Origin of the sequence: Alitibacter langaaensis DSM 22999 (assembly GCF_003096995.1) — a bacterium.
GTDB lineage: Bacteria > Pseudomonadota > Gammaproteobacteria > Enterobacterales > Pasteurellaceae > Exercitatus > Exercitatus langaaensis.
In genome coordinates this window covers 1-18,507 of sequence record NZ_QENU01000004.1, presented here as the reverse complement: position 1 = coordinate 18,507, position 18,507 = coordinate 1, and the positions used below count along the sequence as shown (strand labels likewise).

18 protein-coding genes and 1 pseudogene are annotated in these 18,507 nt (G+C 39.5%); 15 read left to right on the top strand and 4 right to left on the bottom strand.

Going from position 1 to position 18,507, the window contains the following annotated elements; all coding sequences use genetic code 11:
• Nucleotides 1–93 precede the first annotated feature (93 nt).
• Nucleotides 94–549: a LexA family protein gene (locus tag C8D76_RS04085; protein WP_116631635.1), complete on the bottom strand. Its 456-nt coding sequence runs from the start codon at nt 547–549 to the stop codon at nt 94–96.
• Nucleotides 550–811: 262 nt separating this feature from the next.
• Here C8D76_RS04085 and sstT point away from each other — a divergent pair, with 262 nt between their 5' ends.
• The 5 genes from sstT (at nt 812) to C8D76_RS04060 (ending at nt 5,659) form a co-directional block, all read left to right on the top strand.
• Complete coding sequence (sstT, locus tag C8D76_RS04080) at nt 812–2,056, top strand: serine/threonine transporter SstT (RefSeq protein ID WP_116631533.1); 1,245 nt, start codon at nt 812–814, stop codon at nt 2,054–2,056.
• A 50-nt stretch (nt 2,057–2,106) separates the two neighbouring features.
• Entirely contained in the window at nt 2,107–3,558 is a 1,452-nt protein-coding gene (gene modF, locus C8D76_RS04075) for a molybdate ABC transporter ATP-binding protein ModF (protein WP_243405816.1), read from the top strand.
• A 49-nt stretch (nt 3,559–3,607) separates the two neighbouring features.
• Nucleotides 3,608–4,525 (top strand): SPFH domain-containing protein, encoded by a 918-nt coding sequence (locus tag C8D76_RS04070; protein WP_116631531.1) that lies wholly within the window; start codon nt 3,608–3,610, stop codon nt 4,523–4,525.
• A 9-nt stretch (nt 4,526–4,534) separates the two neighbouring features.
• On the top strand, nt 4,535–4,984 hold the full coding sequence (locus C8D76_RS04065) for an NfeD family protein (RefSeq protein WP_116631530.1): 450 nt from the start codon (nt 4,535–4,537) through the stop codon (nt 4,982–4,984).
• Between the two features lie 90 nt (nt 4,985–5,074).
• Complete coding sequence (locus C8D76_RS04060) at nt 5,075–5,659, top strand: NAD(P)H-dependent oxidoreductase (RefSeq protein WP_116631634.1); 585 nt, start codon at nt 5,075–5,077, stop codon at nt 5,657–5,659.
• 164 nt (nt 5,660–5,823) lie between these two features.
• Here C8D76_RS04060 and C8D76_RS04055 read toward each other — a convergent pair whose 3' ends face one another.
• A complete protein-coding gene (locus C8D76_RS04055) occupies nt 5,824–7,278 on the bottom strand; it encodes a leucyl aminopeptidase (protein ID WP_116631529.1) in 1,455 nt (484 codons plus the stop codon).
• A gap of 131 nt (nt 7,279–7,409) precedes the next feature.
• On the opposite strand from C8D76_RS04055, the gene lptF reads away from it, so the two are divergent.
• Both lptF and lptG read left to right on the top strand, forming a co-directional pair.
• On the top strand, nt 7,410–8,507 hold the full coding sequence (gene lptF / locus C8D76_RS04050) for an LPS export ABC transporter permease LptF (protein ID WP_116631528.1): 1,098 nt from the start codon (nt 7,410–7,412) through the stop codon (nt 8,505–8,507).
• A gap of 9 nt (nt 8,508–8,516) precedes the next feature.
• Nucleotides 8,517–9,584, top strand: a complete 1,068-nt coding sequence (gene lptG / locus C8D76_RS04045) for an LPS export ABC transporter permease LptG (protein WP_116631527.1) — start codon at nt 8,517–8,519, stop codon at nt 9,582–9,584.
• Between the two features lie 74 nt (nt 9,585–9,658).
• On the opposite strand, the gene C8D76_RS04040 is transcribed toward lptG, so the two are convergent.
• The gene (locus C8D76_RS04040; RefSeq protein WP_116631526.1) at nt 9,659–10,246 is read right to left on the bottom strand and encodes an NAD(P)H-dependent oxidoreductase; all 588 of its coding nucleotides are present in this window, start codon (nt 10,244–10,246) and stop codon (nt 9,659–9,661) included.
• Between the two features lie 99 nt (nt 10,247–10,345).
• Nucleotides 10,346–11,272 (bottom strand): LysR family transcriptional regulator, encoded by a 927-nt coding sequence (locus C8D76_RS04035; protein WP_116631525.1) that lies wholly within the window; start codon nt 11,270–11,272, stop codon nt 10,346–10,348.
• 99 nt (nt 11,273–11,371) lie between these two features.
• On the opposite strand from C8D76_RS04035, the gene C8D76_RS04030 reads away from it, so the two are divergent.
• The 8 genes and pseudogenes from C8D76_RS04030 to C8D76_RS03990 form a co-directional block, all read left to right on the top strand.
• On the top strand, nt 11,372–11,803 hold the full coding sequence (locus tag C8D76_RS04030; RefSeq protein ID WP_116631524.1) for a DMT family transporter: 432 nt from the start codon (nt 11,372–11,374) through the stop codon (nt 11,801–11,803).
• 10 nt (nt 11,804–11,813) lie between these two features.
• Complete coding sequence (locus C8D76_RS04025) at nt 11,814–12,281, top strand: DMT family transporter (RefSeq protein ID WP_116631523.1); 468 nt, start codon at nt 11,814–11,816, stop codon at nt 12,279–12,281.
• A gap of 281 nt (nt 12,282–12,562) precedes the next feature.
• On the top strand, nt 12,563–13,621 hold the full coding sequence (locus C8D76_RS04020) for an NAD(P)-dependent alcohol dehydrogenase (protein ID WP_116631522.1): 1,059 nt from the start codon (nt 12,563–12,565) through the stop codon (nt 13,619–13,621).
• A 51-nt stretch (nt 13,622–13,672) separates the two neighbouring features.
• Complete coding sequence (locus C8D76_RS04015) at nt 13,673–13,966, top strand: HNH endonuclease family protein (RefSeq protein WP_116631521.1); 294 nt, start codon at nt 13,673–13,675, stop codon at nt 13,964–13,966.
• Between the two features lie 60 nt (nt 13,967–14,026).
• Nucleotides 14,027–15,037 (top strand): IS1595 family transposase, encoded by a 1,011-nt coding sequence (locus C8D76_RS04010; protein ID WP_116631520.1) that lies wholly within the window; start codon nt 14,027–14,029, stop codon nt 15,035–15,037.
• A gap of 32 nt (nt 15,038–15,069) precedes the next feature.
• Nucleotides 15,070–17,556: an HsdM family class I SAM-dependent methyltransferase gene (locus C8D76_RS04000; protein ID WP_207774999.1), complete on the top strand. Its 2,487-nt coding sequence runs from the start codon at nt 15,070–15,072 to the stop codon at nt 17,554–17,556.
• Nucleotides 17,557–17,558: 2 nt separating this feature from the next.
• On the top strand, nt 17,559–18,368 hold the full coding sequence (locus C8D76_RS03995; RefSeq protein WP_116631519.1) for a hypothetical protein: 810 nt from the start codon (nt 17,559–17,561) through the stop codon (nt 18,366–18,368).
• 38 nt (nt 18,369–18,406) lie between these two features.
• Nucleotides 18,407–18,507, top strand: a pseudogene (locus C8D76_RS03990) (IS1595 family transposase); the annotation flags it as partial.

Genomic DNA, 18,507 nt, shown 5'->3' with positions numbered 1-18,507 from the left:
GCGGTCAAAAATATTGAAATTTTTGACCGCACTTTTGCTTTAATTAAATATCTGCCGTTATGGCTTTCATTTCTTACTTTTCTTGCTTTAACATTATGCAGCAAATTTCATCAGGCGTTGGGCACGCGGTTTCACTTGATGAATAGTATTTGTCACTGTGCCTACAATATCGAGTTGTGCAAGATGAGTGGTTTTAATATTGGGTGCTTTTGAACTTAACGCAAAAAAGACAAATTCATTGTTATGGTGCGTCATCAATTCATAAATTTCCATTTTGTGATTATTTTCGATAACCACAAGATCACCTTCGCAGATTTCCTCATGTTTTTCTACGACAAGCATATCACCTTGTTCAATGCCCCAAGCGAGCATATCGGGATTAGTCACTCGAATAAAACAAGTTTGTTTTGGATTTTTAATACAGTATAAATTTAGATCCAGTTTACGACTATAATTTGATCCCATTGAGCAATTAGACTCAATACCATCATCAAAAAATGGCATTGGGTGATATGAAAAATCATTAGCGATCATTGAGTTAGTGTTCATATAGTGCATAATCTGCTCCTATTTCTCTCTTTGTAAAATTAGATAAATACTATATTTTTGTCATATTGGTTTTTTAAACAGCTGTATATTACTGTATCTAAAAATAGATCGTCAACTGTTTTTTCGATCTTTTTTTAGAAATTTTTTAATATGGCGAAGAAATTTATAATTTTATGTTTCTTTTATATGTATTTTCCGCTATCTTTAAATTCTCTTTTTTTAACTCGCAGGCAAACGCTTGCATAACCTAAGTGACTTAATTATGACAACTTCTCGTTTTCTATCTTTATTTTTTCGCGGCAGCTTGGTGAAACGTATCATCATTGGCTTAGTCCTCGGTGTGCTTGTTGCATTAATCAGCCCAAATTTAGAATCCACTTTAGGCTTTAATCTAGCTGAAAAAGTCGGCATTCTTGGTAGTTTATTTGTAAAAGGTTTGCGTGCTGTGGCACCAATCTTGATTTTTGTGCTGGTAATTGCGGCCATTGCAAATAGACGTGTTGGCACCAAAAGCAATATGAAAGATATTGTGTTGCTTTATATTCTTGGCACTTTCGGGGCTTCAGTGATTGCAGTATTTGCAAGTTTTGCCTTCCCAATGCATATTCCTTTATCAACAGCTGCGGATTCAATTTCGCCACCAGGCAGCGTTGCTGATGTATTTACCGTTGTTATTTCTAATATTTTCTCAAACCCTGTTGATGCTCTTGCAACCAGTAATTTCATCGGGATCTTGGCTTGGGCAATTGCCTTAGGGATGACATTACGTCACGCAGCGGACACAACAAAAAATGTGTTCAATGATTTCGCCGAAGCGGTATCTAAAGTGGTTCACTTAGTGATTAGCTTAGCGCCGTTTGGTATTTTCGGTTTAGTAGCATCAACCCTTGCCGATAAAGGTTTAAGCGCGCTCTGGAATTATGGTCATTTGCTTTTAGTGCTAATCGGTTCAATGTTATTTGTGGCATTAGTGCTAAATCCAATGATTGTGTATTGGAAAATTCGCCGTAACCCATATCCTTTAGTGTGGCAATGTATTAGTGTGAGTGGTTTAACTGCATTCTTTACACGTAGTTCTGCCGCTAATATCCCTGTAAATATTGATTTAGCGAAAAAACTAAACTTAGATGAAGAAACTTATTCCGTTTCGATTCCTTTAGGTGCAACCATTAATATGGCGGGTGCGGCAATTACTATTACTATTTTAACGCTGGCTGCAGTACAAACATTAGGTGTTGTGGTTTCAATTCCTACAGCAATTCTATTAAGCGTTGTGTCAGCGATTTGTGCTTGCGGTGCATCAGGTGTGGCAGGTGGTTCGCTATTATTAATCCCGCTTGCTTGTAGCTTGTTTGGTATTTCAGCAGAAGTGGCGGCGCAAGTGATTGCTGTTGGTTTTGTAATTGGTGTATTACAAGATTCAGCGGAAACCGCGCTCAACTCATCAACTGACGTATTATTCACTGCTGCAGTGTGTATGGCAGAAGAAAATAAAAATAACGGATAACTTTAACCAAATTAGAAAGCGGCTTTTGCCGCTTTTTTTATATGTAGGAAATCATTATGTTAAAAATTGAGAATGGGAAATTTAAGTTATATCAAAATCGTTTTCTTGATCTACCGCACTTTGAGATCAACGCGCAAGATTATTGGGTGGTGATTGGCGGCAATGGAAGTGGAAAAACCGCATTTTCAATGGCGTTGGAAGGCAGTCTTGCGCCTTATTCGGGGAGCTATGATAATCAGTTCCGCCACATCAGTTTGCTTTCTTTTGAAAAGCAACAGAAAATTTTAGAGCAAACCTTCAACGATCGTAATAATGACACCGTGAGCCCAGATGATTTTGGCAAAACAGCGCTACAAACTATTTTAAACGGTACCGATCGCCACGATCTTTGTGAGCAATATGCCAACTATTTGCAGATCAGCCAATTGCTCGATCGCCCTTTTATGCAGCTTTCCACGGGGGAAAGTCGCAAAGTATTGTTTGCGCAAGCCTTGGTGAGCGAGCCCCAATTATTAATTTTAGACGAACCGTTTGAAGGGCTAGATCAACAATCCGTCCAAGACTGGATGCAGCTATTGGCGTTGTTAAATCAAAAAATGGCGCTAGTTTTAATTGTAAACCGTTTTACTGATATTCCAAACGAAGCAAAAAATATTGCCATATTGGATAATTTAACCTTGATTTTGCAAGGCGAACGCAAGCAAATTGAGAACCAAAGCATTTTCCAGCAACTTCGTTATGCAGAAAACGCAATCGATGTGGCATTGCCTGAAAGTGCCGCGCCGTTAATAAAATTACCCGAAAATCGACCGCACTTTGAGCTAGAAAATGTTACCGTGCGTTATGGCGATAAAGTGATTTTGGATCGACTTTCTTGGCGTGTCGAACCTAAGCAGCATTGGTGGATTAAAGGCCCCAATGGCGCAGGCAAGTCCACTTTGCTGTCGTTGATCACAGGGGATCATCCGCAAGCATTTAGCAACCATGTTGTCTTATTCGGCAAGCAGCGGGGCAGTGGCGAAACGGTGTGGGATATTAAATCAAAAATCGGTTATGTCAGCAGCCAACTGCATATGGATTATCGTGTGAATAGCTCTGCGCTAGATGTGATTTTATCGGGGTTTTTCGATAGCATTGGGGTTTATCAGCAAGTGCCTGACGCATTGCGTCTTAAAGCAATGCAATGGCTTTCTCGCTTAAATTTGACCGCACTTGCGAATAAACCGTTTCGTTCGTTGTCATGGGGGCAACAGCGTTTGTTGCTGATAACAAGGGCGATGGTGAAACATCCGCCGATATTAATTTTAGATGAACCGCTACAAGGGTTAGATGGAATTAGCAGAAAGTTGGTAAAAAGCTTTATTGAACAGCTTGTTGCCAACAGTGAAACTCAGCTGTTATTTGTTTCTCATCAAGACCAAGACGCGCCGAATTGTATTACGCATCTTTTTGAATTTGTTGCAGAAAATGGCGGCTATAAATATGTACAAAGTGCGGTCTAATTTGTTATAGTTTTTCTGTTTTCGTGATTTCGAAATTAAGGAGTATAAAATGGATTTATTTGATGCTTTTCCGATTGGCATCGTTTTTGTCATTCTGATTTTTGTGGTCTTGTATTCCACCATTAAAGCAGTGCCGCAAGGCTATCATTGGACGATTGAACGTTTTGGGCGTTATACCAAAACCTTAACCCCAGGCTTGAATTTTGTGGTGCCTTTTATTGATCGTGTGGGTCGCAAGATCAATATGATGGAGCAAGTATTAGATATTCCATCGCAAGAAGTGATCTCAAAAGATAACGCCAACGTGGCGATTGATGCAGTTTGCTTTGTGCAAGTGATTGATGCGCGCAGTGCCGCTTATGAAGTAAATCATTTAGAGCAAGCGATTGTGAACCTTGTGATGACCAATATTCGTACCGTGCTTGGGGCGATGGAACTTGATGAAATGCTATCTCAACGTGATAGTATCAACGGGCGTTTGCTTGCCATTGTGGATGAAGCCACGAACCCTTGGGGCGTGAAAGTGACGCGTATTGAAATTCGAGATGTGCGTCCGCCACGGGAATTAAGCGAAGCCATGAATGCGCAAATGAAAGCAGAGCGTAATAAACGTGCAGAAATTTTAGAAGCAGAAGGGATTCGCCAAGCGCAAATTTTGCGTGCAGAAGGGGAAAAACAATCCCGTATTCTCAAAGCGGAAGGGGAAAAACAAGAAGCGATTTTGCAAGCTGAAGCGCGTGAACGTGCGGCAGAAGCCGAAGCCAAAGCAACGCAAATGGTTTCAGAAGCCATTGCGAACGGCGATACCAAAGCCATTAATTATTTCATCGCGCAAAAATATACGGAAGCGTTGAAAGATATTGGTGGTTCAAATAATAGCAAAGTCGTGTTAATGCCATTAGAAGCGGGCAATTTAATTGGCTCTGTCGCGGGTATTGCAGAATTGTTAAAAGGCGAGAAAAAATAAGGGGCGATTATGGAATGGCTATCAACATGGGATGTATGGCACTGGCTAATGCTAGGTTTTGGTTTATTAATTGCCGAAATTATTGTGCCGGGCATTTTCCTGCTCTGGTGGGGGCTATCCGCTTTAGTTGTGGCAGGGTTGATGGCATTATTTCCAGCCTTGAGTTTCAGCACCTTAAGTTTTATTTTTGCGATTCTGGCAATATTCTTAAGCCTGATTTGGTGGAAATATCAACGAAATCGTGATTATTTGGATGATCAAAAAACAGCGCTCAATCAACGAGATCATGCGATGATCGGCGCGAAAGGTATTGTTGAAGAAGTGAGTGCCAATGGTATCGGGCGAGGACGTTTTGGCGATACCACTTGGCGTATTAAAGGCGAACGACTTCAAATTGGCGATACAATACAAGTGCAGTCTGTACAGGGCATTACTCTGAATGTGAAAAACGTACTCTAATTTTAAAGGAACAATAGGGGCGTATAATTTACGCCCTTTCTTATTTTAATTTGACAAAGCCGTATTACTTAATTGGAAATGAATTTAATGATAAATCATCTTATTATTTTTGCACACCCGAACCCCAACAGTTTTACAAAAGCAATGGTGGAAAAGGTAATCGAAGCGGGCGATCCGCAGCAGACAAAAACGATTGTACGCGATTTGTACCAAATGAATTTTAACCCTGTTTTAAATCTAACAGAATTGAACGGCGAGCTCGCGACAGATGTGTTGCAAGAGCAGCAATATATTCGTGATGCCGATCTTATCACCTTGATTTATCCCTTGTGGTGGATGGGTTTTCCTGCGATTTTGAAAGGTTATTTAGATCGTGTGTTGACGCACGGTTTCGCTTATAAAACGGATGAAAATGGCTCTGTTGGATTGATTCACGGCAAGAAAATGCAACAATTTATCAATATTGGTAGCAATGAAACGGAATACCAAAATAACGGCTTTGCTGACGGATTAAATGTGTGTTTAGTAAATGGTTTGTTTAACTTTTGTGGCATAACAGACATTGAGCACAGCATATTCGGTAGCCTATATGGCATTACTCATGAACAACGCCAAGGAATATTGGATGAAGTAAAAGAAAAAACTCGTCAAAATTTGACCGCACTTTGTAGTTAAAAATAAGCATAAGCCATTATGCTTTGCCTATAATAATCATTGTAATGGACTGATTTGGCAGTTTTTTTCTCTATTAGCAATGATTGGCGAGTAGAGAATACCGTTATGGGTTTCCAAATGATAAAAAGGGCACAATGCGTGCCCTTTGGGTTATTGATAATCCGTTATTGACATTGATTGATCAAGAATTGGGTTAATAACCCTACTGGGCGTCCTGTAGCGCCTTTGTTTGCGCCTTGTAGCCACGCTGTGCCAGCAATATCTAAATGTGCCCAGCGGTATTTTTTGGTGAAATTCGACAAAAATGCGCCAGCAGTGATAGCGCCGCCCCAACGTCCACCAATATTGGCGAGATCGGCAAATGGCGATTTTAGTTGCTCTTGGTATTCTTCACTCAGTGGCAAACGCCATGCTTTATCTTGAGTTTGTTGCGAGGCTTGGAACAATTGGGCGGCTAGTTCATCATCGGTCGAAACTAAACCGCTGTTATGTTGACCTAATGCCACCACGCAAGCGCCTGTCAAAGTAGCAATATCAATCACACATTCAGGCTCAAAGCGTTCTACATAAGTTAATGTATCGCATAATACCAAACGCCCTTCGGCATCGGTATTTAACACTTCCACCGTTAATCCGTTCATCGTGGTGAGAATATCGCCTGGGCGGTAAGCATTGCCATCAGGTAGATTTTCACAACCCGCCATCACACCAATCACATTTAGCGGCAGCTGCAATTGAGCAAGGGCATTCATCACGCCATAAACCGAAGCGGCGCCGCACATATCATATTTCATTTCATCCATGTCCGCGGCAGGTTTTAATGAAATACCGCCTGCGTCAAAGGTGAGCCCTTTACCCACCAAAACAATAGGTTTTGCATCAGGATTTGGGTGATTTTTATATTCCATAACGGAAAGCTGTGCTTCATTTTGAGCACCTTGCGACACCCCTAAATACGCCTGCATACCTAATTCCGCCATTTCTTTTTCACCTAAGACGGTGGTTTTAATCAGTGCGGTCTGTTTAGCAAGCGTTTTGGCTTGTTCGGCCAGATATTTGGGATTGCACACATTAGGCGGACAATTGGCTACATCGCGAGCAGATTTAACCCCAAAAGCGACCGCACTTGCATGCTGAATGGCGCGATTAGCCTCTTCCGATTCTACGGGGAAAATGATCTCTTCGAGTTTTATGGTGTCAGCTTTTTTGCTTTTAAATGCATCAAACACATAATTTTCCGCATCAATGGTTTCTACGGCAAAGCGGATTGCCCAATACAGATCGCGCCCTTTAATTTGCACATCCGTTAAGGCATTCACCAAAGTTTTCGCCGCAGAGCCCTTAATGGCTTGGAACGCTTTTTGATTAATTTGCTTGAATTGGCGTTCGCTAATTTCACCTTGTTTGCCTGCACCAACTAATAAAATGCGTTGCGAACCTTGGCGGAGTAGGGCGGTTTCCCCGATTTTTCCTGAAATTTCACCGCACTTGATTAATGCGGAGATTTCCCCCTGATGATCGAATTTTTCTGCGGTGGCTGATAATTTGCCTTCTTCAAAAATGGCAACAAAAACGGCTTCTGCACCATTAAGTGCGGTTAAATTTGCTGAATATTTCATATTTATTCCTACTGTCTTTATCAATGAAAATAAGCTATCATAAGCGACCGAATTTGACCGCATAGACTTGCTCAAAGTGCGGTCTAAAATGAACGAATTTTCTAAAAATTGCAAGTGAAAAAAGAGATAACGTGATTTTAACCAAATATTTAACGAAAGAAGTATTCAAAAGCCAGATCGCGATTTTGTTTATTTTATTACTGATTTTCTTCTGTCAACAACTGGTGCGCGTATTGGGATCGGCGTCAACTGGTAAAGTGCCTGCGGATCTGGTCATATCATTACTTGGGCTAGGAATGCCAACAATGGCGCAACTGATGTTGCCGCTTTGTTTATTTATCGCCATTTTGCTGACATTTGGGCGTTTATATGCCGAAAGTGAAATTACTGTGATGCGAGCTTGTGGTGTGGGGCAGCGGATTTTAGTGCGTGTGGCGTTAATATTGTCATTTCTGACAGCCGCCCTTGCTGCTTATAATGCATTGTGGGTATCCCCTTGGGCAATCAAAAAACAAGCAGAAATCATCGAAGACGCGAAAGCTAATCCGCGAATGTCTGCGCTTTCGGCAGGTCAGTTTATTGTGTCCAATAACAGCGAATTTGTGTTATTTATCAACAATATCCAAAATAATCAAATTAATGACGTTTATCTTTTCCAAACGAAAGAAACGAAAAACGCGAAACCGTCGGTGGTGACCGCTGAGAAAGGTGAATTAAAATCGTTGCCAAATGGCGATCAAATTTTAAGTTTACAAAATAGCCAACGTGTGGAAGGCACTGCGGCATTACCTGATTTTCGGATTACCCATTTTGATGAATATCAGGCTTATTTAGGCCATCAATCTGTCAATGATAATAATTCAGAAGCGGAAATGCTCACAGTGAATGAATTATTAAAAGGCAAAACACCCGCAATGAAAGCGGAATTTCATTGGCGCATTGCGCTGGTGGTTGCGGTGCCATTAATGGCTTTAATTGCGGTGCCACTTAGCCGAGTAAACCCTCGTCAAGGGCGTTTTGCTAAAGTCTTGCCTGCTTTATTGCTTTATCTGATTTATTTCTTAGCGCAAAGCTCGTTGAAATCAGCAGGGGCTGTGGGCAAGTTAGATGCGAGTATTTTTATGCCACTCGTTAATCTGTTGTTTTTGATTATTGGCATTGTATTGAACAGTTGGGAAAGTGCATTTATGTATAAAATTCGTCATCTATTTAGCAAAAAAACAGCATAAGGACGGCAAATGAATACACTTGAGCGTTATATCGGGAAAAGTATTTTAGGCACAATCTTTGCCACGTTATTCGTGTTGGTGGGATTGTCTGCGATTATTAAATTTGTTGAACAATTTCGTACTGTCGGGAGCGGCACTTATGACACCTTGCAAGCCGTTGCCTATACAGTCTTAACTATGCCTAAAGATATTGAAACCTTTTTCCCAATGGCGGCATTGCTTGGAGCATTGATTGCCTTGGGGAATCTTGCGAGTCGTAGTGAACTTGTGGTTATGCAGTCTGCAGGTTTTTCGCGTTTAAAAATCGGCTTGGCTGTGATGAAAACGGCAATTCCATTAGTGCTTCTCACTATGGTTATTGGTGAGTGGGGCATTCCGCAAACGGAACAATATGCACGAGATATGCGAACTAAAGCCATTTCTGGCGGTTCATTAATGTCCGTAAAAAATGGTGTATGGGCAAAAGATGGCAACGACTTTATATATGTGAAACAAGTGAATGAAGATGCGAGCCTGAGAGATGTTTATATTTATCATTTTGCCGATGATCGCAAGTTGCAACAGGTGAGCCACGCTAGTCGCGCCGATTATGCCAATGGCACTTGGACATTAAAGCAATTTAATGTTTCAGAAATTTCAGCAGATAAAATCGACACAAAAAATTATCTGACGCAACAATGGAAAACTAACCTGACTCCCGATAAATTGGGGATTGTATCATTGCGCCCAACCTCGCTTTCAATTTCTGGGTTGGCTGATTATATTAGTTTCTTAAAACAAACAGGGCAGGACAGTAAAAAATTTGAGCTCACTTACTGGCGTAAATTATTACAACCTGTTTCAGTGGGCGTGATGATGATGCTCGCGCTATCTTTCATTTTTGGACCATTACGCAGTGTAACTGCTGGCGCGCGCATTGTGACAGGTATTTGTTTCGGCTTCTTCTTCTATGTAGTCAATGAAATTTTTGGACCTTTAACCTTGGTGTATAACGTCACTCCATTAATCGGAGCATTATTGCCAAGTATTATGTTCCTATTAATTACTTGGTGGCTACTCAGCCGTAAACGTGATTAGTCAAGGTTCTCATCTCATTTTATAAAATGATAGTCTGCTTGAAATTGCTTTCAGGCAGACTATTAGATCAAAGATTATCTATTCTCACCAAACACATCCGTTAAATGCTGGCGGTAATTCGCTAAGTAGGTTGGCACATCTGGCGATTTAATTACATCATTACAAATAAAGGTTGGCAGCTGGCTCATTCCTAAAAATTCATTGGCTTTATGGAAGTGCAGATACACGCCGTCCACGCCAACAGCATTGAAAAAATCGCCCTCACGGGTAAAGGCTTCAATAGGGGCATTCCACGTGAGTGAAAGCATATGTTTACGCCCTTGTAGTAAGCCACCTGTGCCATAGCCTTCCGTTGGATTAACGCGATGACGACCATCACTTTGATAGAGTTTGCCGTGGCCAATGGTGAAAACTTCATCAATATATTTTTTCACGATCCACGGTTCGCCCATCCACCACGCTGGCATCTGGTAAATCACCGCATCTGCCCAAAGGTATTTTTCAATTTCTTGTTCAATATTGTAGCCTGCATCAATCTGCGTTTCTTGAATTGAATGCCCTAGTTCCGTTAAAACGGTTTTGGCTTCATTATGCAACGTGGTATTGAGTTGCCCTTGCGAATGTCCGAAAGATTTCGCACCATTAAGTAATAAAATATTCATAACTGATTTCTCTATATTAAAAGGGAGGGCGATTATAACCTAATTCCCCGCCTAAAGAAGTGAAAAGTATTTTGCTATTTATGCAAAAATGGCGACTTCTCACCATCCAATTTGATATTTTTCAATAAAATAATCCATTACGGCACGCACATTACAAGGCAAATTCTGCACATTGGGGTAAATCATCGCAATATGAATGGGCTTTGCTCTAATGCACCATTTGTGATCTGTCATAATCGGAATTAATTTGCCATTTTTCACCGATTGACAAGCCAACCAGTCGGGAAGCATCGCAATCCCCATACTCGATTCTGCAGCCGCTAATAAGCTGTCGCCATCATTCACGGTAAAAGAAACAGGCAAATCAATGCGTTGTAAATTGTCATCTTGCTGTACAAACCAAGTCTCAACCCCTAAATGCCCTTTAAATAAAATGCGTTCGTGGCTTTTTAAATCATCTAAATCAACGGGCGTTCCGTGTGTGCGTAAATAATCGGGCGAGGAAAATAACGCATAATTGACCACACTTAGTATCCTCGCACGCAGTGTGGAATCAGTTAAAGAGCCAATGCGGAAAATCAAATCAGTGCCTTGTTGATGCGGGTCGATATAAGTATCTGATTGGGTTAATGCTAATTGTAATTTGGGGTATTTTAGTTTTAATTCCGCAAGATAAGGCATTATATGGTGTCTGGTAAAACTCAGCGGTGCGTTGATTCGCACCAAGCCTTGCACTTCTTCTGTGTTGTTGTGTAGCTCTTGTAATGAGCGATCCAACATTTCTAAAATTTTTTGTGCCGTTTGCAGAAAAATCACGCCAGCTTCGGTAGGCAGCACCGAGCGAGTGTTGCGATAAAGTAGCGAGATACCCAGCACATCTTCCAATTGCGAAATAGTGCGAGAAATCACGGAAACAGAAACATTTTCTTTGCGTGCTATAACAGAAAAACTTTTTTGATGGCAAACGTCCACGTAATAACGCAACGCCTTGATATTAATTTGATTAAGGTTGATAGATGAGTTCATTTGTGCGAATTTTGCAAAAGTGTTTTGAGGATTATACGCTTTTTAAGCAAAGAAGAACACCTTAAAATAGCGGCATCTAATGAATATTGAGAGGTAAATATGTACTTTTTGTTAATTATTATCGTGATTTTGGCGGGAATGGGGCTATCGGTGGAAGCAGGATTGCTCTCTGCATTATCGCAAAATGTTGGGAACCTTTGGGCGACATTTAGCATTTTTTCTGTGGGAACGGTTTTAACGTTTTTGCTGATGCTCTTTTTTGCACCACGCAAAGTGCCATCTTTGCTTTCGCAGCCTAATTGGACGCTTACGGGCGGTATTTTAGGGCCGATGTATGTGGTGATTTTGGCATTAATCACCCCAAAAATTGGTATCGCAATGGCGATGATCGGCGTGCTGTTCGGGCAGGTGGCAAAAAGCCTTTTAATCGATCATTTTGGTTGGTTTGGTATGCCGCGTTTGCAGGTGGATAAGAAAAGAGTTGTCGCGTTATTTTTTATTATTATCGCGTTAATGTTGATGATTATTTAAGGAGAATAAAATGACTTGGTTAATGGTAATTTTAGCGGTGCTAGGCGGTGCGATGCTTAGCGTGCAATCGGCGGTAAATGGTAAATTAGGCAGTCAGGTAGGCGTTTTTTATACTGCGTTTTTAACCTTCTTTTTAGGCACACTGCTTACGGGGCTTTCCATTATCTTTTTTGAACATAGCCGTGAGATGGGCTTGATGAATGTGCCTAAATGGCAGCTAATGGGGGCGTTTTTCGGCGTGCCGTATCTGTTGGCGATGGTGCTGGCGGTGAAACGAATCGGCACAACCACGGGGACAGTGGCAGTGATTTTTGGGCAAATTTTAATGAGTTTACTGATTGATAATTTTGGTTTATTTGGCAATCAATCGCTCTCTTTCTCGCCAACTCGCCTTATGGCAGCCGTATCTTTAGCCATTGCCTTATATTTTATTTATATCAGCAATAAAACGGCGTTAAAAGCAAATAATGCGAACTAATCCTATTGGCGAGAAATATTGGCAATTCATCATTCTGCCCCTCGTGTAGAAGGAATTGTGTAGGAAAATAAGATTTGCAATCTATCTTGTATTTAATCATAAGAGGATTAAAATAAAGCGGTGTGGTTTCCTTTTTAGGGTGTTGATACACAAAAAAGGAAACATTGATTTATCGTGATCTGTCCGTTCAAGCCTGTTCTTCTACGACTTCGATAACGCCAATTTTACAAATTCTCTTGCAAAATTGACCGCACTTTTCACATATCCAAAAAGGAAAATTTATGACATTTAAAGTAAAAGGCTTTGCCGCCTTAGATCCAAAATCGCCTCTTGTTCCATATACTTTTGAACGCCGTGATATACGTGTAGATGATGTGGAAATTGATATTCTCTATTGTGGTGTATGCCACTCAGATTTGCACCAAGCTCGTAACGATTGGAAATCATCAATTTACCCTGTGGTGCCAGGCCACGAAATTGTCGGCAGAGTAAGCCGTGTTGGTGATAAAGTCACCAAATTCAAAGTGGGCGATTTAGTCGGGGTTGGCTGTCTTGTCGATAGTTGCCGTCATTGCCATCCTTGTGAACAAGGGTTAGAACAATACTGTGATCACGGTGCAGTACTTACTTATTGTGATACCGACCGTTATGGCGATAATACACCTACTTTCGGCGGCTATAGCGAAAAAATTGTGGTTACCGAAAGCTTTGTTTTGAGCGTGCCAGAAAATCTTGATACAAAAGCGGTTGCACCATTACTTTGTGCAGGTATTACGACTTGGTCTCCATTACACCATTGGAACATTGGCAAAGGTTCAAAAGTTGCCGTTATTGGTTTAGGTGGATTAGGCCATATGGCGATCAAACTTGCCGTAGCGTTAGGGGCAGAGGTAACACTTTTCACGCGTTCAGCGGGCAAAGAACAAGATGCACTCCGCTTAGGTGCTAGCCGTGTAGTGATTTCAACCGATGAAAAACAAATGGCATCAGTGGCAAATACTTTTGATTTAATCATCGACACCGTACCTTATACCCACGATCTCAAACCATATGTACCAACCTTAGCAATCAGCGGTACGCTTGTGCTTGTGGGGTTAATTGGTGATCTTGAACCAAGTATTACCACGGTTCCTCTTGTTTTAGGCAGACGTTCAATTGCGGGTTCAAATATTGGGGGAATCAAAGAAACCCAAGAAATGTTAGATTTCTGTGGTAAACATAATATCGTGCCAGATGTTGAAATGATCAATATTCAAGATATTAACCACGCCTATGAGCGTATGCTTAAATCAGATGTAAAATATCGCTTTGTTATTGATATGCAATCATTAAAAGCATAATACGCAAGTTGTAGTAAATGGCATTGGATACCCGATCGATAGGACGGAAATGTGTTACTTACTATTGAGCATGTTTTGCCTCAAACACTTGACAAAAATAGCCAATGGCAGAAATTATGGTCTGATGATAATCATCAATTGTGGTTACATCGTTTAGCTAATCTTGTGCCTCTAAATAAAAGACGTAATTCTTCAGCTTCAAATTGGGATTTTAAAGATAAGAAAGAGAAATATTTTACAGGCATTGAGAATGTTTCATCTTATGCTTTAACTAGTCAAGTTTTAAAAGAAGGTGAATGGACTATTGAAGTTGTTGAAAATGGCTGTGTTTTAATAATCCGTTGATATTCCCACTAAATTTCGATAAAATCTCTTATAGTTAATTGAACTGTAAGGGATTTTATCATGTCGGGCATAACGAAAGAATTAGACATTTTAAAACAACTTTTTGAAAATTTATCCGAGACAGATAAACAGGCTTTTTTGACTTCTGTCAGCCCAAAAGAACAGGTTAAGAGAGTCATTGAGCCGAGAAAAATTACGAATTGCCCACATTGCCAATCTACACATTTTGTCAAAAATGGGAAAGATTGTGGGAATCAACGATATTTGTGTCGTGATTGCAAGAAATCATTCGTTGAGCAAACAGGGACTATTTTGTATGGTACGCAAAAAGACATTGAAGTTTGGGAGAAATACATTCATTGCATGATTGAAAAATATCCACTTCGTAAATGCGCTGCAATTTGTGGAATCAGTCTGGCTACCGCTTTTGTATGGCGACACAAAATTTTAGATGCCCTTCAAAACATGATGAATGAAGTTGAGTTAGATGGTGTTGTCCAAGCTGATGAAACTTATTCAACCATTTCTTACAAGGGTAATCACAAAAATTTTAACCTGCCACGTCCCGCTCACAAACGAGGAACGAGAGCGACTAAACGTGGCATTTCTAAAGAACAGGTTTGCGTTCCTTGTGGTATTAACCTTAATGGCTTATCTATTGCTAGAATTAGTAATCTCGGCAAGCCTTCATTGCGAGATTTGCAGAAAGTTTTGAATGGTAAAATTGCCAAAGATTCCGTTTTTGTTACTGATTCGTTGCGCCCTTATCAAAAGCTATCGCTGGATATGAATCTAAGCCATATCCGTATTCCACGTGGTAAACGTGCAGTCGGTACGTTCAATATTCAAACAATCAACAGCTATCATAGCCGACTGAAAAACATGCTGGTACATCGTTTCAAGGGTGTAGCCACTAAATACTTAAATAATTATTTGGTGTATCACAATTTTGTGAATTTCGCCAAAGATACTGTGACAAATAAAGAAACGATTTTGCTCGATTATATTCGCAAAACCATATGTACGATTAGGTCAGCAGATATATCCAAACGTTCTGCTATTCCTTTGTAAATCAACTTGACTTTTCAAAATAAGGCATAAAAATGAAACAGCCAACAGCCAACAGCCAACAGCCAACAGCCAACAGCCAACAGCCAACAGCCAACAGCCAACAGCCAACAGCCAACAGCCAACAGCCAACAGCCAACAGCCAACAGCCAACAGCCAACAGCCAACAGCCAACAGCCAACAGCCAACAGCCAACAGCCAACAGCCAACAGCCAACAGCCAACAGCCAACAGCCAACAGCCAACAGCCAACAGCCAACAGCCAACAGCCAACAGCTAACAGCTAACAGCCAACAGCCAACAGCCAACAGCCAACAACCAACAGCCAACAGCCAACAGCCAACAGCCAATAAGCAGACATTCTCATTATTAAAAAATGATTTTGATAATGAATATGGTAACTTAGATATTGAATATCAAGGATTTCTGACAGAGCATTTAAATCCCACGCCAAAATCAAACTTCAAAAAAGCTAATGGAACAAAAAATGAGCAATATTACAAATGGCAATTTTTGTATGCTCTTATCAATTCGGGATTGGTAGCCAAAGATTATATTGGTACGGAAATCCATTTTCCTAAAGGTAATAAATCTTCAACAGCATTAAAAATTGATGCCGTTATTTTTGATGATAAAGACTGGTTTATACACTACCAAAATTATCACCTTAAAAATGATTTAGATAGCTTGGAATGGCTCCGAGACCACATGATAGTCGCCATTGAGTTTAAAAAAGAAGATAACAAAAATATTTCTGATGTATGGGATAAGCAGCTTAAAGCCTATATGAAAGAAAGTAACAAAAACTTTTGTTTGGGTATTTTGTATGATACCGAGCGTTTGTACTTATTTAAAAAACACAATGGTAAATTTTTACGATTTAGCGATGAGTACAATACAAAAGGTGATGAGAGTAAAACTAAAGATTTGTCTTTAAATCTGCCAGACCCTTATCTTAATATTCCAAATTTTGATGTTATCTTGGATATTGAAAATGAAAAAGAAAAAGATTTATCAAAACAGACCATTTGGGATTTGGATATTATTTCGGGCGTACATTCTACGCAAATTAACGATGTAATGAGCAGTATTTTGCGAACTATGGATAAGGTTGGTTTAACCAATCAACGTGGATTTGAAATTTTAATTCAGATTTTATCCTTAAAAATTTTTGATGAAAAACGTAACGAAAAAAATACTAGCCATTATCTTGATTTTTATATCACACCTGATGAGAAAAAATATCAGTCATTAGCCGATGATAATATACAACAATTTTTAAGTCGTATTCATCAGTTACGAGAGAAGGCGTCTGGTGAGTATTTTCGTATTTTAGAAAATAATGCGTTTGATGACAAAAACGAAAATCACATCAAAGTGTTGATTGAAGTTATTACCCAATTTCAAAACTACTCTTTTGTGCGGTCACACAAAACTGACCTTTATCAACTTGTGTTTTATAAGTTTGCCACACCATTTGCAAAAGATAATAACGCACAATTTGTAACACCCTTACCGCTTATTGATTTCTTAGTCAAAATTGTTAATCCTAGAAATGGCGAAACTGTAATTGACCCAACAGTAGGTATTGCTGACTTCTTATCAGTTTCTTATGTAAATTCAAATAGTAAGCTAGATGACGGCAATATTTTTGGTATGGATATTGACGAGCAAATGGTAATGCTGGCGACCTTAAATATGCTGTTAAATGGCGATGGCAATGCCACTATTGAAGCTAAATCAGGTTACGGTTCTCTATTATCAAAGTTCGACCATAAAGGCAATATTTTAGAACTTGTGCCTTCTATGAACCAAAACGGTAATTGGGATAACCGCCCTGATAAAAATAAACTCAAAAAATTTGATGTGGTTTTAACCAATCCGCCATTTGGTGAAGACCGTGCCTTTACGCCAAAAGATGATAAAGATAAAGCCGTGATTGAGTGTTACGAATTGTGGAATTTGTATGGGAGTAAAGGCAATGATAACGAAACGGACGACAACAAGAAATCCAAAAAACAAGCCAAAAAAATTGATTTGGGCGTGGTGTTTCTTGAAAATGCCTACCGTATTTTAGAAGATGGAGGAAGAATGGGGATTGTGTTGTCCAATTCTATTGCCAGCATTGATAGCCATAAAATCGCTCGTCAATGGTTGATGGATAAAATGCGAATTGTGGCAATTTTTGATTTACCAGCCAATGTATTTGCCGAAACAGGCGTAAATACGTCTATTATCGTGGCGTATAAACCAACGGCTGATGAACTCCAAAAGCTAAAAATGAAAAATTATCAAGTCTTTGCAAAAGATATTAAAAAAGTAGGCTATGAAGTCAAAACCAGTAAGCGTGTTAAACAGTTTGTGCCGACGTATAAGATTGATTATAAAACCTTTGAGGTACAAATTGATGATGAAGGCAATCCGCTGTTAGATGAAGATTTTAGCCAAACGATTGCTGATTTTAAAGCGTGGTGTGTATCGCAAGAAGAAGCATTACAAAATATGTTTATTAAGGCAAAATAATCATGAGCAATTATATACATACCCCCAAAATGATTAGCTACAACAATATTGTAGAATGTGATTTTAGCTTATCATCATCACGACATAAAAAATTTGAAATTGCTAATCAGAATTGTAAATTGGTAAAAGATTTTCTAACTCATGATTTATCTCGTAAAGATTTAGGCGTAGAGGTGGGTTCCGCGAATTATATCGGACAATCTAGCCATTATTTTTTGCGTACCAAAGCATTGCAAAACCATTCTTACCTGCCTGAGGTCACACCTGAAACAGTATTACCAATTATGCCAAGCAGTTTTGTTAAGATGAATTTAAAAGCTGGGGATTTGATTATCTCTAAAGACAGTAATATTGGCGAAATTGTGATTTTGGATAAAGACTATCCCAATGTGATGTTGTCTGGAGCATTGTATAAGCTACCTGTTAGGCGGTATAAATATTATCTGCTTGCCATGATGAAACACGCTATTTTTCGTGAACAGTTAGATTTTATTGTACCCAAAGGAGCAACTATTCGACACGCAAAAACCTTGTTTTTGGATTGTAAAATTCCTATGCCGAATGATAATACCGATAACGTCATTCAATTTGTAGAGAATTTAACTCGAGCGATTGTGAATAAACAGCGATTGATTAAAGAACGCCATCAATCAATTTTAGCCTTGATTGAAAAAGAATTACTGGATAATCAAAAAGATAATACTTTTTCATTTAGTTTACCTACGATTAAAGAAATTGAGAGTATAGGGCGGCTAGATACTAATCTTTATCGTGCCAACTTTAAAGAATTAGTTTTTATAATAAAAAATTAGGGGCTGACGTAGATTAGGTACTATGCTAATCTACAAAAATGAATATAACTCATTGTAAACTAAAGAAATCTATACAGAGAAAATTACTTGAATTTTTTGTGCTAGAAGTCACGGCTCGCTCAGCTGCAGATTTACTTGG